We start from the raw sequence: 23,439 nt of genomic DNA on the forward strand, positions 1-23,439 counted from the left end.
ACGCGCGATCCGTCACCGAGCCCTCTCCTGCTGTTCACCACGGTCGGCGTGTTCGGGGCCCACAGGCGGGTTCACCGCCGCTGGTAGCGTCCGGGCATGGTGTCGACGACCGACGAACCGGCCCGAGGACGCGTCCGCGACCTGCTCGGGCTGCCGTCCCCTGACGAGCTCCGTCCGGTGGCGGTCCGCCTGGAGCCGCTCGGACGCGACGGGTCGGTGCGGTGGGCACGCGTCGAGCTGGACACGGCCGACGGCGACACCATCCCGTGCTTCCTCCTGACCCCGGACCACGGCACGGGAACGGACGTCATCGCCGTCCACCAGCACGCGGGCGACTTCACCTCCGGGAAGAGCGAGGCCGCCGGGCGGGCGGGGGATCCGACTCTCGCCTACGGCGTGGTGCTCGCTCGCAGTGGGGCCCGCGTGGTCATCCCCGATCTGATCGGTTTCGAGGAACGCCGACGCGACTGGACTGACGACCCGGCGGCCGACGAACGCCTCGACGCGCTCTTCCGTGTGGCAGACGGCAGCAGCCTGCAGGCGAAGCACTCGCGTGACATCGCCACGGTGACGTCCTGGATGATCGAGACGAGTACTGCCGACACCGAACTCGGCATCGTCGGACACTCCCTCGGCGGACAGGTGGCGCTGTTCGCACTCGCCGTGGACGCCCGACTCACGCGGGGCGTGGTCAGCTGCGGACTCGGTACGCTGGCCTCGTTCGAGGACGCTCGGATCCGCCACAACCCGGCCTGGTTCGTCCCGGGACTCACCGCCGCTGGCGACGTCCCCCTGGTCGCGTCGGCCGTTGATCAACCGGTCCTCGTCGCGGCGGGACGGGACGACGGACTGTTCCCCCTCGCCGGCGTCCGGCGCGTCCTCGACGCGTTCCCTCCGGGTGTCGCGACGACCGAGGTGTTCGACGGCGGCCACACGATGCCGGCGCGCATCACGGAAGCGGCACTCCGGCACCTGCTGCCCACGTGAACGGATGATCAGGACCCGTCGCGCACCGCGACCTGGTCCACGAACGCCCGGACGCGAGCGCGGAACGCCGGGTCCGCCGCCGGGCCCTTCACCGGCACGACGTGCAGCCGCCGGTCACCACGGCGGAGGGCAGGTCCGACGAACACCCCCTCGGTGACGTCCGCGGCGGTGGCTGCCCAGAGGGTCGAACGAGCGCCGTCCGCAGCGGTCCGGGCCAAGCTGCGTGCGACCATGCCGCCGAGGCGCTGCGTCAGGGTCTCCGCCTGGTCGTTCATCCCCGTCGCCGCGATGCCGGGGTGCGCGATCACCGTCCGGATGTCCGAACCCGCAGCACGGAGTCGTTCACCGAGGTCGACGCTCAGCGCTGCGGCCGCGGTCTTCGAGTCGGTGTACACACCGAACTGCGAGTAGTCGTCCGGACCGTCGACCCCGCCGGGACCAGGCACGCGGCGGGTGCGCTGCGACAGGTTCGAGCCGACGAGCACGATGCGGGGCGACGGCCCGCCGAGCAGCGGGAGCATCGCCTCGGCGAGCACGGCCGGCCCGACGACGTTCGTCGCCCAGGTCCGTTCGATGCCCTCGTCGGTGCGCCCGAACGTGCCGATCGTCGCACCGGCGTTGTTGACGAGGGCGTCCACGGCGATGCCGTCCTCGGCAAGCTGCCGGGCGAACGCCGTGACGGACGCGACGGACGCGGTGTCGACGAGCCGCGCCTCCAGGTCGAGTCCCACGGGGAGGACGCGAGCCGCCTTGTCGAGGTCGCGCACCCCGGCGACGACGCGGGCGCCGGCCGAGGCGAGGGTCGTGGCGATGACGAGGCCGAGCCCACCGGTCGCGCCGGTGACCACCACGGTCCTGCCGTGCTGGTCGGGCATCGCTGCCGGTTCCCATTCGAAGCTGTCCATCGTCGTCTCCTGCTCGTTCGGCGCACCCAATCGGATGATTCATCCGGAACGCTAGCACAACCGGATAGAGTGTCCACATGACGATCGCGATGGCCCGACCCGAGGCGCTGCGCTCCGACGCCCAGCGCAACCGGACGGCACTGCTCGACGTCGCCCGCACCTTCGTCGACCGGGGCGAACCGGCCCTGCTCAACGCCGTCGCGCACGAGGCCGGAGTGGGGGTCGGGACGGCCTACCGGCACTTCCCGAGCCAGCAGCACCTGCTCGAAGCGCTCGCGATCGACGCGCTCGAGGACATGCTCGACCAGGTCCGCGACGCCGTCGTGCTGCCGGACGCAGCCGATGCGCTCCGCGGGGTCGTCACGGCCGCGTTCCGGAGCATGGTGGACGACGCAGCCCTCGGTGACCTGCTGACCAACGGCGGGTTCTCCTGTGCGGACACCGCTGCCCTCGCCGGCGACCTGGTGGTGTCCGTCGACGCGCTGCTCGCGAGGGGACGCACCGAGGGGATCGTCCGGACCGACGTCGACGCCGACGACCTCCGCCGGCTGCTGTGCGGGCTGCGCGAAGCGGCCGTCGCCGGCGGCACCCGGGTCAGCGATCCGGAGCGCTACGTCGAGATCCTGCTCGCCGGGCTCCGTCCGACGAGCTGACCGACGCCCTGATCGCGGCGAGACCGACGAGCGCCCCGAACCCGCAGACGGCCACCGCCGCCACCGCGACCGCGATGTAGGCCGCTTCGGTCGAGGACCCCCGGTAGGGCATGTCGTCGAGCCATCCCAGTCCGGCGATCACGATCACCAGGCCGATCGCGACGCTGCCGGCCACCACCAGCACCGCATCACGGGCGGCCCGGAGCACGGTACGCGAGCGGGGTTCCACGGGTTCATCCTGCCGGGCGGCGACGGGCACTGTCAGGATGGGCGCATGAGCGTCATGGTCTCCGTGTTCGATGCGCACCGCAGCCGTACGAGCGAGAAGTACACCGCGTACCCGCCGGACGTCCTGCCGATGTTCGTCGCCGAGATGGACTCGATGCTCGCGGAGCCGGTGCGTGACGCCCTCGTCGCCGCGGTCACCAACGGTGACACCGGGTACGTCGGCCACGGTCGTGCGCTGCCCGAGGCGTTCGCGGACTTCGCTGAGAGCCGGTGGGCCTGGCGCGTCGACCCCGACCTCGTCCGCACCACCACCGACGTGTCGGTCGCTGCGGTGGAGATGCTCCGCCGGATCGTCGAGCCGGGCGACCAGGTCGTCATCATGCCGCCCGTGTACCCGCCGTTCTGGGAGTACGTGTCCGAGGCCGGAGGCACCGTGACCGAGGTCCCGTTGCTCGCACCCGACGGTCCCGCGGACCCGTTCGACACCACGGCCGGTTGGCGGATGGACCTGGACGGCCTCGCGCAGGCGTTCGCCGACGGCGCGCGTACCGTGCTGCTCTGCAACCCGCACAACCCCCTCGGCCTGGTGCACGACCGCTCGTCGCTCGTCGCACTCGCGAGGCTCGCCGCCGAGTGGGATGCCGTGGTCGTCTCGGACGAGATCCACGCGCCGCTCGTGCACGCCGACGCGGTCTTCACGCCGTTCCTGGAGTCCTGCCCCGAGGCCGCCGCGCTCGGGGTCTCGTTGACGAGCGCGAGCAAGGCCTGGAACCTCGCGGGCACGAAGTGCGCGCTCATCGTCGGCGCCTCGGAGCGGGCCCGTGCCTGGTTCGACGCCCTGCCGACCGAGGTCGTCGAGCGCACCGGGATCCTCGGCTACACCGCGAGCGTCGCCGCGTTCAGCGAAGGCGGACCGTGGCTCGCGTCCCTGCTCACCGAACTCGCCGCGAACCGCCGCACCCTGGCCGAGCGGATCGGTGACGTCCTGCCCGGGGCGGAGTACCGGCAGCCGCAGGCGTCCTACCTGGCGTGGCTGGACCTGCGCGCCCTGCCGTGGGGCGACGACCCCGCGGCGCTGCTGGTCGACGAGGCGAAGGTGGCGCTCGCCTCCGGCCCGGCGTTCGGACGCCAGGGTCAGGGCTTCGCGCGGCTGAACTTCGGGTGCTCGGCCGAGACCCTGGACGACGGCCTCAGCCGCCTGCGCACCGCGTTCCGGCAGCGTGCAGACGGCTGATCGTCGGTCCTACTCGAACACCTGCCACGCCGGCTTGTTCGCGTACGTGTAGCGGTAGTAGTCGGCGAGCTGCAGGCCGGCCGCGGCTTCCTCGTCGACGACGACCGTCGCGTGCTCGTGCAGCTGCAGCGCAGAACCGGGGACGAACGAGCTGAGCGGTCCCTCGACCGCGGCTGCGACCGCGTCGGCCTTGGTGGAGCCCTGCGCGACCAGGACGAGCTGCTGGGCGTCGAGGATGGTGCCGAGCCCCTGCGTCATGCAGTGCGTCGGGACCTGCTCGGGCGAGTCGAAGAACCGCGCGTTGGCGTCACGGGTCGACGGCGCCAGGGTCTTGATCCGGGTGCGCGAGGCGAACGAGGACGTCGGCTCGTTGAACCCGATGTGCCCGTTCGCGCCGATCCCCAGGATCTGCACGTCGATCCCGCCGGCGGCACGGATCGCGGCGTCGTACTCCTTCGCCGCGAACTCGAGGTCGTCGGCACGACCGTCGGGCACCCGCACCCGCGAGGGGTCGAACCCGAGCGGCGCCACGACGTCGCGCGCGATGACGCTGGCGTACGACTCCGGGTGCTCGAGCGGGATGCCGACGTACTCGTCGAGGGCGAACCCGCGAGCCTCGGCGAACGAGATCTCGCCCGCACCGACCCGACGCTGCAGGTCGGTGTAGATGCCCTGCGGGCTGGATCCGGTGGCGAGACCGATGACGGCGGACGGCTTCTTGGCGACGACGGACGCGATCTTGGCCGCGGCGACGCGACCGACCTCAGCCGGCGTGGGCAGGATGATGATCTCCACATGCCCATGCTACTGGTCATGACCAGTCTCCGACAGGGCGGGATCGGTAGCGTGGGGACATGCCCACCCCCGACTTCGTCCTGTCCCTCCGCTCGAGGATCGGCACCGATCCGCTGTGGCTGACGGGCGTCACCGCCGTGGTCACGCGGGGTTCCGGTGCCGACCAAGAGCTGCTCGTGGTCCGTCGTGCGGACAACGGTGCCTTCACCCCGGTGACCGGCATCGTCGACCCGGGCGAGGAACCCGCCGTCGCCGCCGAGCGCGAGGTCCTGGAAGAGGCGGACGTCGTCGCCGTGGCCGAACGGCTGGCGTGGGTGCAGGTGCTGCCGGAGATGACGTACCCGAACGGCGACCGGGCGCAGTACCTCGACCTGGTGTTCGCCTGCCGGTACGTCTCGGGCACGCCGAACCCCGCGGACGGCGAGAACACCGAGGCGTTCTGGGCCCGGCTCGACGACCTGCCCGACATGCCCGCGAACATGCGTGCCCGCGTCGCGGCCGCCCTGTCCGACGAGCGCGAGGCGCGCTTCCAGCGCTGACCCCACCGGCCTGGAGGCGCGGGGCGGCCCCGCCCCGCGCCTCCAGTCCGCCCGTGGTCGCGCCCACCCCGCGAAAGCGACAGTGTGCCGCCGACGTTCCGCGGGGAACTGTCGCTTTCGCGGAGGGGACGCGCCTGGGCCGGCGAGGACTGTCGCTTTCGTCGAACGAGCAGTCGCGGTCAGGTGAGCGGGGCGACCGCGACGGGGGCTCCGAGCAGGCGGACGGCGACGGACTCGCCGGCGGCGCGACGGTCGCCGACCTCGTGCTGCACGGTCACGACGGTGTCGTCGTCGAGCCGGACCGTGGTGCGGCGGATCGAGCCGAGGAAGCTCGACGACACGACGGTGCCGCTGATGCCCTCCGGGGCGAAGGCGACGTCCTCCGGTCGGACGTAGGCGAGCACCGGCCCATCGGCGACCGAGGCGTCGAGCGCGGGCACGCGGAACCCGTACACGAACACGTCGCCGCCGCGCAGGTCGCCCTGCAGCCGGTTCGACTGGCCGACGAAGTCCGCCGTGAACGCCGACGACGGAGAACGGTAGAGCTCCTCCGGCGTGCCGATCTGCTCGATGTCGCCGGCGTTCATCACGGCGATGCGGTCGGAGACGGCGAGCGCCTCTTCCTGGTCGTGGGTGACGAACACCGTGGTGATGCCGAGGTCGCTCTGGATGCGGCGGATCTCCTCACGGAGCGAGACCCGCACCTTGGCGTCGAGGGCGGACAGCGGCTCGTCGAGCAGGAGGACGCGGGGCCGCGTGACCAGGGCCCGGGCGAGGGCGACGCGCTGCTGCTGGCCACCCGACAGCTGGTGCGGGTAGCGCTCGGCGAACTCGCCCAGGTGCACCATGTCGAGTGCCTCGACGACGCGGCTCCTGCGCTCGGCGGCGGGGACACGGCGCATCTCGAGGCCGAACGCGACGTTCTGCCGCACCGTCATGTGCGGGAACAACGAGTACTGCTGGAACACCATCCCGATGTCGCGCTTGTTCACCGGGGTGGCGGCGACGTCCTGGCCGTCGATGCGGATGGCGCCGGCGTCGATGGCCTCGAGGCCGGCGAGCGCCCGGAGCGCCGTCGTCTTGCCGCAGCCGGACGGGCCGAGCAGGGACACGAACTCGCCCGGTTCGACGCGGAGCGACAGTCCGGCCAGGGCCCGGTGCGTGCCGTAGTGCTTCTCGACGGCTTCGAGCTCGACGACGGCGCCGGTGGAGGCGAGGGACGCCGGGGCTGCCGGTGCGGTGACGGTCATGCGGACTCCTTGACGCGGGTGGTGCGGACGGTGCGGGCACGGCCGGCACGACGGCCCGTCCCGATGCGGCCGATGACGACGAGCAGCACGAAGCCGAACAGGAGGGCCGCGACCGAGAAGATCGCGGCGACGTACGGGTCGGTCTGCTGCACGAGCACGAGGGCGGTCTGGAAGGTGGTGCGGGACAGGAACGCGGCGAGCGTGTACTCGCCGAGGACCACCGTGATGGTGAGGAAGCACGCGGCGGTGATGCCCCGGCGCAGGTTCGGCAGGAGCACTCGCCAGGTGACCGTCCACCACGAGGCGCCGAGCGACCGGGCGGCCTCGGACAGCACCGTCATGTCCGTCGCGGTGATGGCGGCGGCGATCGGGCGGAACGCGAACGGCAGCGTGACGATGCCGATCGCGAAGGCCAGGGTCCAGGCACCGGACCCGAAGACCCGCGAGACCACCTGGTACACGGGGATGAAGCCGACGACGAGCACGACGACGGGGACCGTGATCGGGACGATGCAGACGAACTCGAGCACGCGGCGGAGCCTCGGGTAGCGCAGCGCCGTGATGATCTGGGCGGGCAGCAGGACGAACAGCACGATGCCGACGGTGATGACCGCGATGAGCAGCGATGCCCCGAGGCCGTCGAACACCGGCTGGTAGGTGAACGCGTTGACCGGGTCGACGATGGCCGCCCAGTGCGCGACGGTCAGACCGTCGTCGGTGCCCTGGCGGAAGGTGAACTGCACCAGCGCGGCCAGCGGGACGGCGAAGACGATCCCGACGACCGTGAGCACGGCCGTGGCGGTGCCCCGTGACGGGGCCGTGCCGAAGCGGCCGACGCGGGGCGAGCCTCCCGTCCGACCGGACGCGACCGACGTCGGACGCGACGGCCCCACCGGCGTTGCCGCGCTCATCGCTGCCACCTTGCGGCCCGGCGCTGCAGCAACGAGTACGCGCCCATGACGACCGCCATCACGACGACCATGCCGAACGCGAGCACCCCGGCGACGTTCTGCAGGCCGACGAGCGTCTCACTGGTGAGCTGCGTGCGGATCGTGAGCGGCACGATCCCGCCCTGCGAGATGAGTGCCGCGGCGGTGGCGAACGACGAGAAGCCGTTCGCGAACAGCAGGAGCAACGAGCCCCAGAACGCCGGTGCGAGCACGGGCAGGGCGATCCGGCGCCAGTACGTGGCGCGGGAGGCGCCGAGGGTGGCGGCGGCCTCGCCCCACTGCGTCTTCACGCCCTCGAGCGCGGGCATGAACGTGAGGACCATCAGCGGCACCTGGAAGTAGACGTAGGGGATGACGAGACCGGGCACCGTGTAGAGGAAGGCGCCGGTCGCGTTGCGGTCCACGTCGACGAGGGACACCAGCCACGTCGTGACGAGACCCTGCACGCCGATCGTGGCGATGAACGCGAACGCGAGCATGACGCCGCCGAACTGGGCGAGGACGCTCGCGGCCGAGTCGATCATCGACCGGACGAGCCCGTCGGGCCGCAGTGCCGACAGTGCCCAGCAGACGAGCGCTCCGATGACGGCGCCGATCACGGCGGACACGGCGGACAGGCCGAACGAGCCGCCGAAGGCCCGCAGGACGGAGGGCTCGGCCAACGCTGCGAGGTTCGCGAGGGTGAACGCGCCGTCGTCGGTGAAGAACCCGCTGCCGACCGCGATCACCGCGGGGACGGCGAGGAAGAGCAGGACGTACGCGGCGAACGGGGTGAGGCCGAGCCAGGCCAGGCCGACACGGCGCCGGACACGGGGTCCGGCGCCGTGGGTGGCATCGGCGGACGCTCGTGCGGACGTCGGGAGCACGGGGCTCGTCGCGCTCGTCGCCGGTGCGCTCGCCGCTGGCGCTGGCGCGCCCGCCGATGCGGTGGTCATGCTGGTCAGGACCCCATGGTCGAGGACCACTTGGCCGACAGCACCTTCGCGGCGTCTGCCACCTGTGCGTCGGTCAGCTCGACGTAGTCCTTCGGCGCACCACCGGCGGCGTCGAGGGCGTCCTGGTCGACCTTGCCGGACTCCTCCAGGGCGGCGAGGGTCGACGGGAACGCACCGGCCTGCAGGTACAGGTTCTGGCCCTCGGGGCTGGCGATGTACTCCTGCCACAGGCGCGCTGCGGCGGGGTGCGGGGCGTCCTTGTTGATCGCCTGCGAGTAGTACGAGCCGAGCGCCTGACCCTCGGGCACGACGGTCTTCCAGTCCTTGTTGCCGCTCGCACCCGCTGCGGGGCCCCACGCGAGGTTGTTGTACGACCACTGGATGACGACCGGGGTCTCGCCCGACGCGACCGTGGCCTGCGTGGGCAGCACGTTCTGGAAGTTGCCGGCCTGCTTGAGCTTGCCGAAGTAGTCGACGCCCTTGGTGATGTCGTCGGCCGAGCCGCCGTTCTCGAGGGCGGCCAGGTACACGGCCGATGCGGCCTGGTTCGCCTGCGTCGGGTCGCCCGCGATCGAGACCTTGCCCTTGTACTCGGAGCCGAGCAGGTCCGTCAGGTCCTTCGGGGCTTCGGTGATCTTCGAGGAGTCGTAGCCGATCGACATCAGGCCCGTGTAGTCGCGGGTCCAGGCGCCGTCCTGCTCCTTGAGCGTGTCCGGGATGTCGCTCCAGTTCGCGACCTTGTAGTCCGTCAGCAGGTCCAGGTTCTCCTGCAGCACGGCGTTGCCGAGGTCGAGCACGTCGGGAGCGGTGGACTGCCCCTTCTGCGACTTCACCGCGGCGACCTCGTCGGCGCTGGAGCCGTTCGGGTTCGCGGAGTTGACCTTGATGTCGTACTTCTTCGTGAAACCGTCGATGATCTTGCCGTAGTTGGCCCACGACGGCGGCAGCGCGATGACGTTGAGCTGCCCCTCGGCCTGCGCGGCCTTCACGAGGGCGTCCATGCCACCGGAGGCCTCGGCGCTCGTGGCGGTCTTCCAGTTCGTGTCGTCCTTCGTCGTGCTGGCCGAGCTCGTGGCCGAGCATCCGGCGAGGGTGACGATCGCTGCGGCGGCGAGGGCGATGCCGGCGATGGTGCGCTTGTGCTGCACGGGAGGTGCCTTTCGGGTGGGTGCTGCGGGTGCTTCAGGCGGGGCCGCGGTTCTCGGCCCGGGACGATCGTGGAGGCGGCCGGTTTCCGGCCCGTGCTGCGCCGGTGAACGGTGGCGGAACAGCGGGTACGCCTGTACCGTTCTGCTGGTTTCCCACCTCGGACGCATGGTCGCGTCCACATCGCACTGGAGGCACGGATGCAGTTCACGACGACGGTCCTGCTGGCGAGGAAGACGGCGACAGGGCTCCCGGTCCCGTCGTCCGTGATCGATGCGTTGGGTGCGGGGAAGCGCCCGCCGGTGGTGGTCACGATCAACGGCGGCTACACCTACCGGTCCACCGTCGGGGTCATGGACGAGCAGTTCCTGGTGCCGCTGTCCGCGTCGCACCGCGAGGCCGCGGGCATCGCTGCCGGGGACACCGTCGAGGTCACGCTCGTCGTCGACACGCAGCCCCGGGTCATCGACCTGCCCGACGACCTGGCGGCGGCACTGCAGGACGCTGGGGTGCGTGCAGCGTTCGACACCCTGTCGAACTCACGGCAGCGAGCGCTCGCCGACCCGGTGTCGCAGGCGAAGGCGCCGGAGACCCGAGCGCGGCGCATCGCGAAGGCCGTGGAGGCGCTGCAGGGCTGAGCGGCGCGGCGCGGGCGGCGTACCTGGTCGATTCGGGCGTACCTGGTCAGAAGTTCCTGGCAGGTATGCCCGAAAGCACGAGGTATCGCGCGCGCTCTGGGAAAGAACGGGCGAGCTCAGGCGCCGAGTTCGACGAGCACCCGCGGGATCTCGGTCACGAGTTCGCTCGCCAGGTACCCGAGGGGCCCGACCTGCACCGCGAGCCGATCACCGGCAGCCGCTTGCACGTAGGACGCCCACGCCACCGCCTGTGCCGGTTCCGCGCCACGAGCGAGCAGGCCGGCGACCGCACCCGACAGGACGTCGCCACTGCCGCTGGTGCCGAGTCCTCCGGAGCCGGTGCCCTTGATCCAGCTCCGCCCCTGGGGAGTCGCGATGGCGTCCCCCAGGGCCACGACCGCACCGAACCGCTGCGCGATCGCCATCGCGTCGGCCACGTCGTCGCCGCTGCCCTCCCGACCGAGGAGCCGTTCGGCTTCGCCGGAGTTGGGCGTCATCACCAGCCGACCCGGAGCGGTTCCAGACGGTCCCGCACGTCGGCCGCCACCCCGAGGGCGAACGCATCGAGCACGACGGTGGTCTGTGGTCCGACGACGTCGGCGAGTTTGGCCACCAGGTCACGGGTGCCGTTCGGCTCGTCGAGTCCCGGGCCGACCAGCAGCGCGTCCGCACTCGCGGCGGAGGTGGCGATGCCCTCGATGGCGCCCACGGCGACGTGACCGTCCGCGTCCTCGTCGAGCGGTTCGACCCCGGACTCGGGCACGGCGACCGCGACCTCGTTCGCGATGCTCCGCCCCACCGCGAGGGTGAGCCGCCCCGCTCCCACCCGGAGTGCCGCGAGCGCCGAGAGCATCGCGGCGCCGGGCGTCCGCGCTGCGCCGCCGACCACGAGCACCTGCCCGCGACCGTACTTGCCGGCGCCGGGCTCGGGGAGCGGCCAGTCCCGCAGGAAGTTCGGGGTGACGGTCTCAGCGGAAATGCTCGTCGTCCTTCCGGCCGGTGTGCGCCGTGACCTCGTCGTCGTCGAGGTGCCCGACGGAGGAGAACTCCTCGAGCACCCACGGTGCGCCCGCCCGCTCGCGGCGGAGTCGGGTGAGGGAGGCGTTCGCGACCGCGTGCGTCCGAGCGAACTCCATGAGCGCCGGCTCGTCGAGGTCGAGGCACACCGCCACGACCAGCATCACGACGGCATCGTGCGCCGCGACGACGAGCCGCTCGGTGCCCTCGATCCGTTCGACGTCGACGAGTGCCGATCGGAGCCGGAGCATCACGTCGGCCCAGGACTCGCCGCCCGCTGGCCGGTGGTAGTACTTGCCGAGCCACTGCCGGCGACGTTCCTCGTCGGGGTACCGGTTCCGGACACCCTGCAGGGTGAGCAGGTCGAGCACACCGAGCTCGCGGTCGCGGAGCCGCTCGTCCACCCGTTTCTCGGGCTCGGCCAGTCCGCCGGCCCCGAGCGCGATCTCGATGGTCTGCTGCGCACGCAGGTACGGCGAGACCCACAGCGCCACGGGGACGTCGTCGATGCCACGATCGGCGAGTTCCTGTCCGAGCGACCGCGACTGCGACTCGCCGAGCGGGCTCAGCGGGACGTCGGCGTCCCGGTACTCGACGTCGATGACGTCGTCGCCCGCGCCCTCTGCTCGGGCGGCGGCGACGTTCGCGAGCGATTCACCGTGGCGGACGAGCCAGATCTCCTGCACTGCCATGCCGCCACGCTAACCACGCCGCGCTGAGCCGGCTCACCGACGCCCACCGACTGCGGTGCGGCGGGCGCTCCGGACCGGGCGGATCGCACACGGCAACCCCGCGGCGCGGAACCGGAGCGCCAGCGCATCGAGGTCGAACAGGTCCCGCCACTCGAGCCGGATGATCGTCCGCACACCCGGCACCGTGAGCAGTCTGGCGTGGCGACGTTTCTCGTCCAGGAACACCTCGGTCTGGCTGCGACCGCCGAGGTACCGGTCCTGCGTGTACTTCGCGCGTCCGTCGATCTCGACGACGACGCCTTCTGCGGGGAACCAGAAGTCGACGGCGGACCGGCGGCCATCGACGACGAACTCCTGCTGCAGCACGGGGGCGGGCAACCCGAGCTCGCGGAAGACCACGCGCGCGAGTGACTCCGCCGGCGACCCCGAACGCCCGTCGGCCAGGTCGAGGACCTGTGCGGCCCGGGCCCGCCCGCGAGCACTCGGGTGCACCGCTCGCCACAGCTCGTCGCGCTCGGTCCCGTTGCGCAGTGCAGCGTCTGCCACGACGACCCCAGTGCGCAGGTCCCCGCTCATCGCGATGTCGATCACCGTCCGCGGGACCGCGGTCACGGCGAGGTCACCGATCCGGACCCGTTCGGCGCCGGACACCGGTCTCGTGTGCAGGACCAGCTCGGGGGTCCTGCCCCGGTACATCGACTCCGGCACGGTGGCGTGCACCGGGACGCTCCACCCGCCGAGCGCGGGCAGCCCGTGCACCGCGGCCGCTGAGTCGTGCGAGGCCGTCGCCCGCGGGCCGAGCCGGCCGAGCCGCGCGTACACGCGGGTGACGTACCGCTGCCGTGGCCCGGCCGCGTCCCACGCTGCGCCGTCGACGAACGCGTTCGGGCCTGCCCGGACGAGTCGGCCCGGACCCTGGAGTCGGGTCCGGCGGCGCAGGGTGGTGGCGTCGAGTCCGGCCTCACGCGTGGCCGAGGCTCGGAGGATGGGCAGCGGTTCGTTCATGGAGGAGACGTTGCCCGACCCGCCATGCGCCCAGCGGGCTGACGTCGAGGTCTGTGGACGGGCCTCCAGGACTGCCCGCCTGTGGAGGGAGGACGTTCCTTCCCAGAACGGCCGCGATGCCAAGCGGAATCGGGCGTACCTGGTCGGAACTTTCGACCAGGTACGCCCGAATCGACCAGGTACCCCACCACCCACACACAGAAGGCGGCGCCGGACGGAACGCACCCGTGTCCCGTCCGGCGCCGCGGTCTCTCCCCCGAGGGGGACCGGCCCCGCTGCCTCAGGCCCGGCGTACCCGCAGGGTCACGATCTCGAAGGGCCGGAGCGTGAGCACGACCGGCTCCCCCGAGTCCCACGAGTCCCCCAGCGGGCGTTCCAGCAGGTCCACCGTCGCCACCGAAGCGACGTCGAACCCGAACGACACCCCGACGTCGGTCGCCCGACCACCGGAGGCCTCGTACAGTCGCACGACCACGTCACCGGAGCGGTCCTCGGCGAGCTTCACTGCCTCGACCAAGACCTGCGGCGACGACACCGAGACCAGCGGCGAAACCGCGGTCGTCCCCGCGACCGAGCGCACCGGCAGGTTCAGCCGGTATCCCGAGTCGGCGGCGTCGAGCACCGAGGCCCCCACCCGCAGCACCGTCCGGAACACGTGGTGCCCCTGGTCGGCGTTCGGGTCCGGGAACGTCGGCCCGCGCAGCAGCGATTCGCGCACGAGCGTCGTGGTCCCGCCGTCGGGCCGCGTGGAACGCGTGATGTCGTGCCCGTACGTGGAGTCGTTCGCCACCGCGACGCCGAACCCGGGCTCGGCGACGTGCACCCAGCGGTGCGCCGACGTCTCGAAGCGGGCGTGGTCCCACGAGGTGTTCTGGTGGGTCGGCCGGTCGATGTGGCCGAACTGGATCTCGCTCGAGGCGGACGACGCACGGACGTCCACCGGGAACGCGAGCTTCAGCAGCTTCTGGTGCTCGTGCCAGCCGACCTCGGTCTCGATCACCAGCTCTGCGAGCCCGGCGACCGCCGAGTACCGGGTCGTGAGCGTCGACGACCCGAAGGACCGTTCCACCACGAGCGAGGAGCCGTCGATCGCGACCGACGAGGCCGACAGCACGGTGCCGTTGCGCTGGTACGCGCGGTCGATGTCCCACGCCTCCCACTGGTTCGGGGTGTCGCGGAAGACGGTGTACTCGGCAGCTGCCGCACCCGGTGCGATCGCGTCGCGCCCGCTGGCGCGGTCGACGAGCGACACGACGTGGCCGGCGCCGTCGATGGTCGCCGTGACGACGCCCGTGTCGAACACGAAGTGGTCGCCGGAGCGGACGGGAGGCACGGGTCGCGGTTCCGAGCCGAGCGAACCGCCCAGGGCGGCCGCGTCTCCCGCCGCGACCGGCGAGGCGTTGAAGCGCACGACGTTCCCGGACGAGCCACTGCCGCCGACGGCGTCGGCGCCGGACGGCGCGTCGAGCAGCGCGCTGCTGCCGCCGGCGGTGGCCGACGACGAGGCCCCGACCCCGGCAAGCGCCGCAGCGCCCCCGTTCGCGAGCGCGGTCGTCGCGTTGCCGATCAGCCCCTCGAGCACCTGGGCGATCTGCGCGTAGTTCTCCTCGGCGTTCTCGTAGACCCAGGCGATCGAGGACCCCGGCAGGATGTCGTGGAACTGCTGCAGCAGGACGGTGTGCCAGGCGCGCTCGAGCTCTTCGTAGGGGTAGTCGAGCCCGAGGCGCACGGCCGCGGTCGACGCCCAGAGCTCGGCTTCGCGGAGCAGGTGCTCGGAGCGACGGTTGCCCTGCTTCGTGCGGATCTGCGACGTGTAGGTGCCGCGGTGGAACTCGAGGTACATCTCGCCGGACCACACACCGGGGGTCGGCAGCACCCGTTCGAGCTCCTCGAAGACCTGGGCGGGGGTGCCGAGCTGCACGCGCGGCGAGCCGTCCAGGTCGTGCTGGCGTCGGGCGGCCGCGACCATCTCGCGGGTGGGTCCACCACCGCCGTCGCCGAAGCCGTAGAGCAGCATCGAGGTGTTGGCGACGCCGCGCTCCTTGTTGTTGCGTTCGCCCCGGTGCAGATCGGCGGCGGAGACGTCGGAGTTGTAGGTGTCGGCCGGCGGCAGGTGCGTCAGGACGCGGGAGCCGTCGATGCCCTCCCAGTGGAAGGAGGTGTGCGGGATGACGTTCGTCTCGTTCCACGACGGCTTCTGGGTGACGAACCACTTCGAGCCGGCGGCGCGGACGATCTGGGGCAGGGCGCCGGAGTAGCCGAACGAGTCGGGCAGCCAGGCCTCGGGGGTGTCGATGCCGAACTCCTCGAGGAAGAAGCGCTTGCCGGCGACGAACTGTCGGGCGAGGGCTTCACCACCGGGCAGGTTCGTGTCCGACTCCACCCACATGCCACCGACCGGGATCCACCGGCCCTCGGCGACGCGCTGCTTGATGCGGGCCCAGATCGACGGGTAGCCGTCGCGGATCCACGCGTACTGCTGCGCCGACGAGCAGGCGAAGGTGAAGTCCGGGTCGCGGTCCATCAGGTCGAGGACGTTCGAGAAGGTGCGGGCGCACTTGCGGATCGTCTCGCGCACCGGCCAGAGCCAGGCGGAGTCGATGTGGGCGTGGCCGACGGCGATCGCCCGGTGTGCGGCGGCACTGGCCGGGACGGCCAGGACGGGTGCGAGCACCTGACGAGCATCGGCGGCGGTGCCGGCGACGTCGTCGGGGTCGAGGGCGTCGGCGGCGAGCTCGAGGGCGTGCAGGATGTCGGCGCCGCGCGTGCCGTCCGTGGGGAGTTCCGCCATCAGGCCGCGCAGGACCCAGAAGTCCTGCTGCAGCTCCCACACGGTGTCGTCGCGCTCGACGAGTTCGAGGGCGCGCACGCGGTAGATCGGCTTGTCACCCGCGGTCGACCGCGACCCGAGGGGCGTCGCCCCCTGGAACGAGTCGCCGCCGATGTCCGGGTTGGCGCCGGCCTCGACGTACAGCTCGAACGACTCCCCTGCACCGACCTCGACGGGCACGGTGTCGTTCCGCGGCTCGACGCCCTTGATCGTGGAGCCGTCGGGCCGGTACGCCAGTCCCTCGGCCTGGAACCCCGGGTGCCGCTTGGTGAACCCGAGGTCGACGAGCAGTTCCGCGGTGGTCCCCGGCGCGGTGCCTAAGTCGGCGGGGACGGTGCCGGTGATCCGGAACCAGGTGGTCCCCCACGGCCGACCGCCCCACGCGCTGCCCACGGTGAACGGTGTGTACGCCTGCTGGACGGCGGAGTCGAACGGCACCGGCTCGTCCGGCACCTCCCACGCCTCGATCGTCACCGGCGCCGAGCGGCGGTGGACGGCGGGGTCGACACGGTCGCGGACGAGGCGGGCGATCCGGGCCTCGACGAGCGGTTCGTCCTGGTGCATGTGGTTCCTTTCGAGAGAGCCGGCCGGGGCCAGCAGATCAGCCCTTGATGCCGCCGGCGAGGGCGTTGCCGCCGCCGAGGCCTCGGGACACGATCACGTAGAGGGCGATGACGGGCACGGAGTAGACGATGGAGAACGCGGCGAGCTGTCCGTACGCGACCGCCCCGTTCTGCCCGAAGAAGTTGAAGATGCTCACCGCGGCGGGCACCTTGTCGGGCGAGAGCAGCAGGACGAACGGGACGAAGAAGTTCCCCCACGCCTGGATGAACACGAAGATGAACACGACGGCGATGCCCGGACGCATGAGCGGGACGACGATGCGCGTCAGGGTGGTCATCATCGACGCCCCGTCGGTCCACGCAGCTTCTTCGAGCGAGATCGGCACGGAGTCCATGAAGTTCTTCGCCATCCAGATCGCCATCGGCAGCGACGTGGCGGCGAGGAAGAAGATGCAGCCCCACACGTTGTCGATCAGGTTGAGCGACACGAACAGCGCGTAGACCGGCACCATCATCGCGGTGATCGGCAGGCCGGTCCCGAACAGGATGCTGTACAGGAACGGCTTGTTGACGCGCATCTTGTAGCGGGACAGCGGGTACGCGGCGAGCAGTGCGAAGACCACGGTGACGACCGCCGTGCCACCGGAGAGCAGCAGGCTGTTCGCGAGCGGGATGAACGACAGCTCGGGCGTGAGCACCTTCGTGAAGTTGTCGAGCGTGAACTGGGTCGGCAGCTTCACGGACAGCGACGCCTGGGTGTCGACCGAGGCGAGGACGAGCCAGAGCAGCGGGACCGCGAAGCACACCGCGATGACGAGCAGCACGGTGTTCGCCACCCACCGCATGGTGCGGCCGCGGGGCGACGTCATGTGCAGCGAACCGGGAGCGGTCACCGAGCGGGTGGTGGTCGGGTCGAGGGACGGGGCAGTGATGGCCATCAGTCCACCTCCGGCTTGAGGGCTCGGATGTAGATGATCGAGAAGACCGCCCCCACCACGAGCAGGATGGTCGCGATCGCGGTCCCGAAGCCGAGCTGCGAGAACTTGAACGCCTCTTGGTAGGCGAGGATCGGCAGGGTCGACGAGTTCGTGCCCGGCCCACCCCCGGTCATCACGAAGATGAGGGTGAAGACCGACAGCGTCTGCAGCGTCGTCAGCATGAGGTTCGTCGAGATGCTCCGTCGGATCACCGGCAGCGTGATGTAGACGAGGCGCTGCCACCCGGTGGCACCGTCGACCTCGGCGGACTCGGTGATCTCCTCGGGGACCTCCTGCACGGCGGCGGAGTAGACGAGCATCGAGAAGGCCGTACCGCGCCAGATGTTCGCCAGGATCACGGCGAACATCGGGAACGTGTAGAGCCAGTTCGGTCCGCTGATGCCGATGGACTTCAGGAACTCGTTGAGCGTGCCCTCGTCGTTGAAGAAGGCGTACGCGGCGAACGAGGCGACGATCTCCGGCAGGACCCAGGCTGCGACGACGAAGGTGCCGACGATCGCGCGGACGGCCTTGTTGGCCGAGCGCATCAGGAGTGCGAGGCCGAGCCCCAGCACGTTCTGTCCCACGACCGCCGAGGCGAGCAGGAACACGACCGTCAGGATGACGGACTTCGGGAAGTCCGGGTCCTGGAAGAGTTCGACGTAGTTCTGGAAGCCGACGAACTGCTGGTCGGCAGCGCCGGCGCCGGTGAGCGCGGAGTTCGTGAACGACCCGTAGAACGACGAGATGACGGGGCCGAGCAGGAAGATGACGAGCAGGACGAGGGCGGGCAGGAGCGGGACCACTCGGCCGACGTTCCGCAGTGGGCGCCGCTTGCGCGGCACGGGTGGATCGGTGCGCTTCGGCGCACCGGGCGCCGACAGCGTCGGCGCGAGGGGGGTGCTGGACACGATGGGTGCCTTCCGGGTGCGGAGGGGTTCCGAAGGTGGGGAAGGACGGACCGGGAGGCGCGGTGCGTGGCCGCCCCGCGCCTCCCGTCCGTCAGTGGGTGACGTCCGTCAACCAGCCGAGACGGTGTTCTCCTTGCCGACCACCTGCGTGACGGCCTTGTCGTACACGGCAGCCGCCTGCTTCGGTGTCTGCTGTCCGGTCATGACCGACTCCATCGCGACCTGGATCGCGTTGGACACCTGCGAGTAGTCACTCGTCGCCGGGCGGAAGTTCGTGTTCTCCACCAGTCCGGAGAAGAACTTGAACGTCGGGTTGGCGTCGGTGTAGGCGGTGTCGTCCGCGACGTCCTTGCGGACGGCGATCTGGCTGTTCTCGGTGTCGTACTTCAGCGAGCCGTCCTTGTCGAGGAAGCTCGTGATGAAGTCGAACGCCGCCTGCGGGTTCTTCGACTTCGCGCCGACCGCCAGGGTCCAGCCGCCGGACATCGAGTTGTAGCCCGGGTCCTGACCGTTCTGCGTCGGCATCGGCGCCTGACCCATCACGTCGTTCCACTCGGCCCACGGCGCGGTGCCGGACTTGAGCCACGTGCCGGACTGCCACGAACCGTCGAGGTCGATCGCGAGCTTGCCCTTCGGCAGCCACGTCTGCGCGATGGTCGTGCCGACGTTCGTGTCGAGCGCCTGCTGCGGTGTCGGGCCGAGGCCGCCCTGGTAGACGTCCTTCACGAACTGCAGCGAGTCCTCGAACTGCTTCGAGCCCGTGACCCACTTCTTGTCCTTGTAGAGCGTGTTGCCGGAGCCGTCCGCCCCGTACAGGAGCATCTCGAAGCCCTGCATGGTCGACGCCTCACCCTGCGCCTTGCCCGAGTAGATGTTGAACGGGATGAGGTCGGGCTTCTTGTCCTTGATCGTCTTCGCCGCGGCGAGCACGTCGTCCCAGGTCTTCGGCTGCCACGGCACGGGCAGGCCGACGGACTTGAAGATGTCCTTGTTGTACCAAAGCGCGCGGGTGTCGGTACCCATGGGGACGCCGTAGATCTTGCCGTCGTCACCCTGGCCGGCCTGCTTGGCGTTGTCGAAGAACTGGTCCCAGTCCTTCCACTTCGCCGTGTACTTGTCGAGCGGCAGGAGGTAGCCGGCCTCGGCGTCGGCCTTGACGAGGAACGTGTCCTCGTACATGACGTCGGGAGCCGTCGCGGGCGCCTTGTTCATGAGCGCGAGCTTCGTGTAGTAGTCGTTGCCCTGGGCCTGGATCGGGACGAGCGTGACCTTCTTGCCCGGGTTGTCCTTCTCGTACTCCTTCTTGACGACCTTCATCTGGGCGTCGAGCTGCTGGAAGGCTCCGAACTTCTGGTACGCGATCTTGATCGTGTCGCTCGAGGCGGACCCCGAGGCTGAGCAGCCTGCCAGGCCGACCGCGGCGACGGCCACGGCTGCGAGTCCGGCGATGATGCGGGTGCGTTTCATCGGTGCTCCTTTGCACGGGTGACATCCGCGGGCTCCATCGCCCGCGCGCAGGATTAGTCCAGCGTATGGACTTATCCGTGTCAAGGAGTTTTTCGCGCCGCGCGCGTCGGGGCGTTGCTGTTTGGGGAGTACCGTGCCGAATCGGGCGTACCTGGTCGGAACTTTCGACCAGGTACGCCCGATTTCGCTTCCCATCGCACGCGCTCTGGGAAGGAACGTCCGTCAGTCGATCGGTGTCGCGCTCCCCGTCACGGTGATCCCGCCGGACTCCGGCACGTCGACGAGCAGCAGGCTCGGACGACCGACGTGCCGCCCCTGCCGGATGACGACGCGGTCCCCCGGCTCGACGGCACCGACCTCGCGCAGGTACGCCCCGGTCGACGCCGCAGCCGAACCCGTCGCCGGGTCCTCGGTGATGCGGCCGGCGGGGAACAGGTTCCGCGCCTCGTACTCGCGCTCCCCGGTCCGGTGCAGCACCGTGACCGTCCCCTGCCAGTCGGCCTCGCGCTTGAGGTCGGCGAGCGGGCCGGGTGCGAACCGGAACTGGTGGAAGAGCTCCCGGTCGTGCAGCACGAGCACCGGGTGCCAGTTGCCGGCGAACGACTCGAGCACCGGGAAGCCCGGCGCGATGTCGTCGGCCGTGAGCCCGAGCAGGTCGAACAACCGCCCGAGGAGCGCCGGGTCGATGTCCCGCGTCGCCGGTTCGACGCTCGTCATCGCGACCTGGACCACCCCGTCCGGACCGGTGGTGGCGTCGAGGGCGACCTCGCCGGCGGCCGTCGTGAACACTCGGCGGCCGAGCCCCTGCCGTTCGGCGAGCGCCACCGCGAGCGCGACCGTCGCGTGCCCGCAGAACGGCACCTCGGCGGCGGGCGAGAAGTAGCGGACGTGCGGGCCCGTCGCCGTGGCGCCGACGACGAACGCGGTCTCGGGGTAGCCGACCTCGCGGGCGACGGCGAGCATCTCGTCGTCGGTCAGTGCCGCTGCGTCGAGGACCAGTCCGGCGGGGTTGCCACCCCCGGGCTCGGCGGCGAAGGCGGTGTACCGGAGGACGTCGATGCTCATGCTCCGACGCTACTGCGGGGGCGGCGAGGACTGCTGATCACGCATGGTGAGCAGGAATGGTCGGGTCCGCTGAGCGAACCCGACCATTCCTGCTCACGAAGTGCCCCGTGGGGCGTGGGGACTACTCCGCGGCCGCCCGGCGGCGACGGACGATCAGCACACCCGCACCCGCGACGAGCAGCAGGAACGCGATGAGTGCGCCGGCACCGAGGCCCTCGGCGCCCGTGAACGCGAGCTGCCCGTCAGCGGTGATCGTGATCGGGGTCCAGCCCAGCACCGTGCCGTCCTCCGCGGTCACGACGATGCGGTGCTCGCCAGCCGGAGCATCGGCCGGGATCGTGACGCGCACCGTGCCGTCAGCGCCGACCGTCACGGTGCCGAGCAGCGTCGGCGTCGAGTACAGCCACACGTTCACCAGGTCGCCGGCGTACTGCGTGCCCACCGTGACCGTGATGGTCTCCCCCGCACGAGCGGACGACGGGGCCGAGACGCTCCCACGGTTCGTGTCCGTCGGGCCGGTCTCCGAGGGAGCCACCGGGGCGATCGGAGCGGCCGGCGACGGGGTCGGCGTCGGCGTCGGTCCGCCGGTCCCGGGGGTCGGCGCAGGCGTCGACCCACCGTCACCCGGAGCAGGCGTGGGCGTCGGCGTCGGCGTCGGCGTCGGGTCGGTGCCCGGGTCCGTGCCCGGATCGGTGCCGCCGCCCTCGCACGGGTACGTCCCGGTGCGGAGCGAGAACCCGTCCGTGTCGTTGTCGTCGGCGTAGAACGTTGCGCGCTCCCCGTCGGCGCAGACGCCGGAGATCGCGAAGCCCTCGTTGGCGAGCGTCCGGTCCGCGTTCGACGGTGCCTCGAAGACCTTCGCGGCGGTGAAGGCACCGTCGGTCAGCTCGTACAGCGCGGTGCGTCCGGCGCAGGCGTCGTCGCACACCACCCAGAGCGCGTCGAGGGTCGGGTCGAACTGCACGTCGGCGACGACCGCGAACGGCGAACCGATGGTGGCAACGCGCTGGGACGAACCGTCCGCCATCAGGGCGTAGGCGTAGACGCTCGCGGTGCCCTCGACGCCGACGAAGAAGAGCCCCTCGCCGTGCCCGGCGTACGTCGACGGTGCGTAGGCCGCGCCGGTGTGCTCGTCGGCGAAGCCCTGCTCGGTGAGCCACGAGTCCGGGATCCAGGTGACGCCCTCGAGGCCGGCGTTCGCACCGAGCCCCGGGAAGTCGGCTGCGAGGTCCCACTCGTCGGTGGCGCGCAGCGTCGACTCGGACCCGTCCGTGGTGGCGTACCGCAGGACCGACGGACGGCTGGTCTTCGACACGTCGTTGTCCCGCTCGGTCGACACGTACACGGCGCCCGGGTCGTCGCTCGTGACGGTGACGCCCTCGGCGTCCGGGGTCCCCGTGCCGTCGGCGTACCGCAGGTCCGTGCCCGCGGCGTTCGACGGCGCCCAGCCGCCCTGGCCGTCCGAGGTCAGGTGGTAGAGCAGGCCGTCGCCGTTCTGCACGGCCCAGAGCTGGCCGTCCTCGGACGTGCTCGACGTGCTCGACGTGGTCCAGTCGATGCCGCTCAGGTCACCGGTGAAGGTGTCCTCGTCGTCGAGCACGGTCTCGTCCGGGCCGCCGGGCCACGGCTCGGCGGTGACGACTCCGGCGAACCGGTTCGCGGTGCCCTTCGTCGACTCGGCGGTCTCGGCGAAGTCGCCGGTGCCGTCCGGGTTGCGGCCGTACGTGGCGGCAGCGTGGGCCGTCCACGAGTACGAGTCGACCAGCGCACCCCGCGGATCGAAGACCCGGGCGGAGTCGGCCTTGCCGAGTCCGAAGCCGAAGTCCGCCTCGTCGAGGACGGTGAAGCCCCCGGCCGCGATCGTCGTGCCGGCGGGGATCGTGTACGCGTGGTCGTCCTCGCTGTCCTTGAGGACGTACCCGCCCAGGTCGACCGTGGTGCTGCCGACGTTGGTCAGCTCCACCCAGTCGCCGGGGGTGCCGTCCTGCGACTCGACCTCGTTGATGCGCACGGGCGAGGAGCAGTCGTTGGCGGCCCCCTTCGTCGACGCGGTGGTGTCGACCAACGCACCGGTCCCGTCGGCGCACCGGCCGTACGTGACGACCGCGTGGCTCGTCCACGAGTACCGGAGCACCAGGTCGCCGGCGGGGTCGTACACCCGCGCGGTGTCGGCGCCGCCGAGCCCGAAGTCGAACCCGGGCGCGGTCGCCGAGAGCTGGTCGATGACGAAGTACCCGCCGGGGGCGATCGTCGAGCCGGCGGGCAGGACGTAGGCGTCGTGGGTGCTGTCGTCGTCGAGGAACGCGTACCCGGTCAGGTCGATCGACGCCGACGACGTGTTCGCGAGCTCGACCCAGTCGGTGTCGTCGCCGTTCGACTCGACCTCGTTGACGACGAGGCCGTTCGGGGCGGCGGCGCCGACGCTCGGGTCGTCGTCACCGACGGCGGCGAGTGCCGGGCTGGCCGTGACGACACCGGCGCCGAGGGCCAGCGCGGTGACGATGGCAGCACCGATCCGCACGGAGCGGGGGCGCAGGGCAGGAGTGCGCATGCAGGTCCTTCTCGGGAGGGGAGGGGAGACCTGCACGACTGTTCAGCACCCGGGCATCCGACCGGTGGCCGCCCGGTGAACGACAGGTGTCGCGCGGCGCC

Annotated in this window: 22 protein-coding genes; 5 read left to right on the plus strand and 17 right to left on the minus strand. The window is 71.2% G+C overall.

The genetic code is table 11. The features are described from left to right. Window positions 1–96: 96 nt before the first annotated feature. A complete protein-coding gene (locus HQQ88_RS05450) occupies window positions 97–987 on the plus strand; it encodes a S9 family peptidase (protein ID WP_131846018.1) in 891 nt (296 codons plus the stop codon). Window positions 988–995: 8 nt separating this feature from the next. Here HQQ88_RS05450 and HQQ88_RS05455 read toward each other — a convergent pair whose 3' ends face one another. Continuing rightward, on the minus strand, window positions 996–1,892 hold the full coding sequence (locus HQQ88_RS05455; RefSeq protein WP_173168881.1) for an SDR family NAD(P)-dependent oxidoreductase: 897 nt from the start codon (window positions 1,890–1,892) through the stop codon (window positions 996–998). 77 nt (window positions 1,893–1,969) lie between these two features. Here HQQ88_RS05455 and HQQ88_RS05460 point away from each other — a divergent pair, with 77 nt between their 5' ends. After that, on the plus strand, window positions 1,970–2,545 hold the full coding sequence (locus HQQ88_RS05460; RefSeq protein ID WP_123671477.1) for a TetR/AcrR family transcriptional regulator: 576 nt from the start codon (window positions 1,970–1,972) through the stop codon (window positions 2,543–2,545). Here the strand turns inward: HQQ88_RS05460 and HQQ88_RS05465 are convergent. Continuing rightward, window positions 2,487–2,774 carry a hypothetical protein gene (locus HQQ88_RS05465; protein ID WP_123671476.1) on the minus strand — a complete coding sequence of 96 codons (288 nt, stop codon included), beginning with the start codon at window positions 2,772–2,774 and terminating at the stop codon, window positions 2,487–2,489. The two genes, HQQ88_RS05460 and HQQ88_RS05465, sit on opposite strands and share 59 nt — an antisense overlap. Window positions 2,775–2,819: 45 nt before the next feature. Here HQQ88_RS05465 and HQQ88_RS05470 point away from each other — a divergent pair, with 45 nt between their 5' ends. Further along, window positions 2,820–4,007: an aminotransferase class I/II-fold pyridoxal phosphate-dependent enzyme gene (locus HQQ88_RS05470; protein WP_173168882.1), complete on the plus strand. Its 1,188-nt coding sequence runs from the start codon at window positions 2,820–2,822 to the stop codon at window positions 4,005–4,007. A gap of 9 nt (window positions 4,008–4,016) precedes the next feature. On the opposite strand, the gene nagB is transcribed toward HQQ88_RS05470, so the two are convergent. Continuing rightward, complete coding sequence (nagB, locus tag HQQ88_RS05475; RefSeq protein ID WP_173168883.1) at window positions 4,017–4,802, minus strand: glucosamine-6-phosphate deaminase; 786 nt, start codon at window positions 4,800–4,802, stop codon at window positions 4,017–4,019. Between the two features lie 59 nt (window positions 4,803–4,861). On the opposite strand from nagB, the gene HQQ88_RS05480 reads away from it, so the two are divergent. Next, the gene (locus HQQ88_RS05480) at window positions 4,862–5,341 is read left to right on the plus strand and encodes an NUDIX domain-containing protein (protein WP_123936898.1); all 480 of its coding nucleotides are present in this window, start codon (window positions 4,862–4,864) and stop codon (window positions 5,339–5,341) included. Window positions 5,342–5,520: 179 nt separating this feature from the next. Here the strand turns inward: HQQ88_RS05480 and HQQ88_RS05485 are convergent, their stop codons facing one another. Genes HQQ88_RS05485 through HQQ88_RS05500 form a run of 4 tightly spaced genes read right to left on the minus strand, consistent with a single transcriptional unit; the run spans window position 5,521 to window position 9,624 of the window. Beyond that, a complete protein-coding gene (locus HQQ88_RS05485) occupies window positions 5,521–6,591 on the minus strand; it encodes an ABC transporter ATP-binding protein (protein WP_173168884.1) in 1,071 nt (356 codons plus the stop codon). Beyond that, on the minus strand, window positions 6,588–7,502 hold the full coding sequence (locus HQQ88_RS05490) for an ABC transporter permease subunit (RefSeq protein ID WP_173168885.1): 915 nt from the start codon (window positions 7,500–7,502) through the stop codon (window positions 6,588–6,590). Before HQQ88_RS05490 ends, HQQ88_RS05485 begins: the two co-directional genes overlap by 4 nt. Further along, entirely contained in the window at window positions 7,499–8,476 is a 978-nt protein-coding gene (locus tag HQQ88_RS05495) for an ABC transporter permease subunit (protein ID WP_173168886.1), read from the minus strand. The genes HQQ88_RS05490 and HQQ88_RS05495 overlap by 4 nt, the downstream gene beginning before the upstream one ends. 5 nt (window positions 8,477–8,481) lie before the next feature. Further along, window positions 8,482–9,624: an ABC transporter substrate-binding protein gene (locus HQQ88_RS05500; RefSeq protein ID WP_173168887.1), complete on the minus strand. Its 1,143-nt coding sequence runs from the start codon at window positions 9,622–9,624 to the stop codon at window positions 8,482–8,484. A 198-nt stretch (window positions 9,625–9,822) separates the two neighbouring features. Between HQQ88_RS05500 and HQQ88_RS05505 the strand changes: the two genes are divergently transcribed. Next, window positions 9,823–10,260 carry a YdeI/OmpD-associated family protein gene (locus HQQ88_RS05505; protein WP_123936903.1) on the plus strand — a complete coding sequence of 146 codons (438 nt, stop codon included), beginning with the start codon at window positions 9,823–9,825 and terminating at the stop codon, window positions 10,258–10,260. Between the two features lie 116 nt (window positions 10,261–10,376). Here the strand turns inward: HQQ88_RS05505 and HQQ88_RS20085 are convergent, their stop codons facing one another. From HQQ88_RS20085 to HQQ88_RS05550, 10 genes are all read right to left on the minus strand, one after another. Beyond that, window positions 10,377–10,757, minus strand: coding sequence for an NAD(P)H-hydrate dehydratase (locus HQQ88_RS20085; protein WP_308222000.1), 381 nt, complete (start codon window positions 10,755–10,757; stop codon window positions 10,377–10,379). Next, window positions 10,757–11,155: an NAD(P)H-hydrate dehydratase gene (locus tag HQQ88_RS20090; RefSeq protein WP_367916980.1), complete on the minus strand. Its 399-nt coding sequence runs from the start codon at window positions 11,153–11,155 to the stop codon at window positions 10,757–10,759. Before HQQ88_RS20090 ends, HQQ88_RS20085 begins: the two co-directional genes overlap by 1 nt. 73 nt (window positions 11,156–11,228) lie before the next feature. Further along, window positions 11,229–11,969, minus strand: a complete 741-nt coding sequence (locus HQQ88_RS05515; protein WP_173168888.1) for a histidine phosphatase family protein — start codon at window positions 11,967–11,969, stop codon at window positions 11,229–11,231. 33 nt (window positions 11,970–12,002) lie between these two features. Then, window positions 12,003–12,974, minus strand: a complete 972-nt coding sequence (locus tag HQQ88_RS05520) for a hypothetical protein (protein ID WP_173168889.1) — start codon at window positions 12,972–12,974, stop codon at window positions 12,003–12,005. A gap of 280 nt (window positions 12,975–13,254) precedes the next feature. Next, window positions 13,255–16,368, minus strand: a complete 3,114-nt coding sequence (locus HQQ88_RS05525) for a glycoside hydrolase family 38 C-terminal domain-containing protein (RefSeq protein WP_173168890.1) — start codon at window positions 16,366–16,368, stop codon at window positions 13,255–13,257. 37 nt (window positions 16,369–16,405) lie between these two features. Next, the gene (locus HQQ88_RS05530) at window positions 16,406–17,236 is read right to left on the minus strand and encodes a carbohydrate ABC transporter permease (protein ID WP_173169120.1); all 831 of its coding nucleotides are present in this window, start codon (window positions 17,234–17,236) and stop codon (window positions 16,406–16,408) included. A gap of 68 nt (window positions 17,237–17,304) precedes the next feature. Beyond that, entirely contained in the window at window positions 17,305–18,189 is an 885-nt protein-coding gene (locus HQQ88_RS05535) for a carbohydrate ABC transporter permease (protein ID WP_367916993.1), read from the minus strand. Between the two features lie 174 nt (window positions 18,190–18,363). Continuing rightward, entirely contained in the window at window positions 18,364–19,722 is a 1,359-nt protein-coding gene (locus HQQ88_RS05540) for an extracellular solute-binding protein (protein ID WP_123293238.1), read from the minus strand. A gap of 222 nt (window positions 19,723–19,944) precedes the next feature. Continuing rightward, window positions 19,945–20,787, minus strand: coding sequence for a PhzF family phenazine biosynthesis protein (locus tag HQQ88_RS05545; RefSeq protein WP_173168892.1), 843 nt, complete (start codon window positions 20,785–20,787; stop codon window positions 19,945–19,947). 121 nt (window positions 20,788–20,908) lie between these two features. Further along, window positions 20,909–23,338 (minus strand): lamin tail domain-containing protein, encoded by a 2,430-nt coding sequence (locus HQQ88_RS05550; protein ID WP_173168893.1) that lies wholly within the window; start codon window positions 23,336–23,338, stop codon window positions 20,909–20,911. Window positions 23,339–23,439 lie beyond the last annotated feature (101 nt).

The sequence above is a fragment of the Curtobacterium sp. VKM Ac-2861 genome (assembly GCF_013204965.1).
In the GTDB taxonomy this organism is placed as follows: Bacteria; Actinomycetota; Actinomycetes; order Actinomycetales; family Microbacteriaceae; genus Curtobacterium.

Coding starts and splice junctions, on each gene's coding strand:
- HQQ88_RS05450 (WP_131846018.1), top strand. CDS start 97: ATGGTGTCGACGACCGACGAACCGGCCCGAGGACGCGTCCGCGACCTG.
- HQQ88_RS05455 (WP_173168881.1), bottom strand. CDS start 1,892: ATGGACAGCTTCGAATGGGAACCGGCAGCGATGCCCGACCAGCACGGC.
- HQQ88_RS05460 (WP_123671477.1), top strand. CDS start 1,970: ATGACGATCGCGATGGCCCGACCCGAGGCGCTGCGCTCCGACGCCCAG.
- HQQ88_RS05470 (WP_173168882.1), top strand. CDS start 2,820: ATGAGCGTCATGGTCTCCGTGTTCGATGCGCACCGCAGCCGTACGAGC.
- HQQ88_RS05480 (WP_123936898.1), top strand. CDS start 4,862: ATGCCCACCCCCGACTTCGTCCTGTCCCTCCGCTCGAGGATCGGCACC.
- HQQ88_RS05485 (WP_173168884.1), bottom strand. CDS start 6,591: ATGACCGTCACCGCACCGGCAGCCCCGGCGTCCCTCGCCTCCACCGGC.
- HQQ88_RS05490 (WP_173168885.1), bottom strand. CDS start 7,502: ATGAGCGCGGCAACGCCGGTGGGGCCGTCGCGTCCGACGTCGGTCGCG.
- HQQ88_RS05495 (WP_173168886.1), bottom strand. CDS start 8,476: ATGACCACCGCATCGGCGGGCGCGCCAGCGCCAGCGGCGAGCGCACCG.
- HQQ88_RS05505 (WP_123936903.1), top strand. CDS start 9,823: ATGCAGTTCACGACGACGGTCCTGCTGGCGAGGAAGACGGCGACAGGG.
- HQQ88_RS20085 (WP_308222000.1), bottom strand. CDS start 10,757: ATGACGCCCAACTCCGGCGAAGCCGAACGGCTCCTCGGTCGGGAGGGC.
- HQQ88_RS05515 (WP_173168888.1), bottom strand. CDS start 11,969: ATGGCAGTGCAGGAGATCTGGCTCGTCCGCCACGGTGAATCGCTCGCG.
- HQQ88_RS05520 (WP_173168889.1), bottom strand. CDS start 12,974: ATGAACGAACCGCTGCCCATCCTCCGAGCCTCGGCCACGCGTGAGGCC.
- HQQ88_RS05525 (WP_173168890.1), bottom strand. CDS start 16,368: ATGCACCAGGACGAACCGCTCGTCGAGGCCCGGATCGCCCGCCTCGTC.
- HQQ88_RS05530 (WP_173169120.1), bottom strand. CDS start 17,236: ATGACGTCGCCCCGCGGCCGCACCATGCGGTGGGTGGCGAACACCGTG.
- HQQ88_RS05540 (WP_123293238.1), bottom strand. CDS start 19,722: ATGAAACGCACCCGCATCATCGCCGGACTCGCAGCCGTGGCCGTCGCC.
- HQQ88_RS05545 (WP_173168892.1), bottom strand. CDS start 20,787: ATGAGCATCGACGTCCTCCGGTACACCGCCTTCGCCGCCGAGCCCGGG.
- HQQ88_RS05550 (WP_173168893.1), bottom strand. CDS start 23,338: ATGCGCACTCCTGCCCTGCGCCCCCGCTCCGTGCGGATCGGTGCTGCC.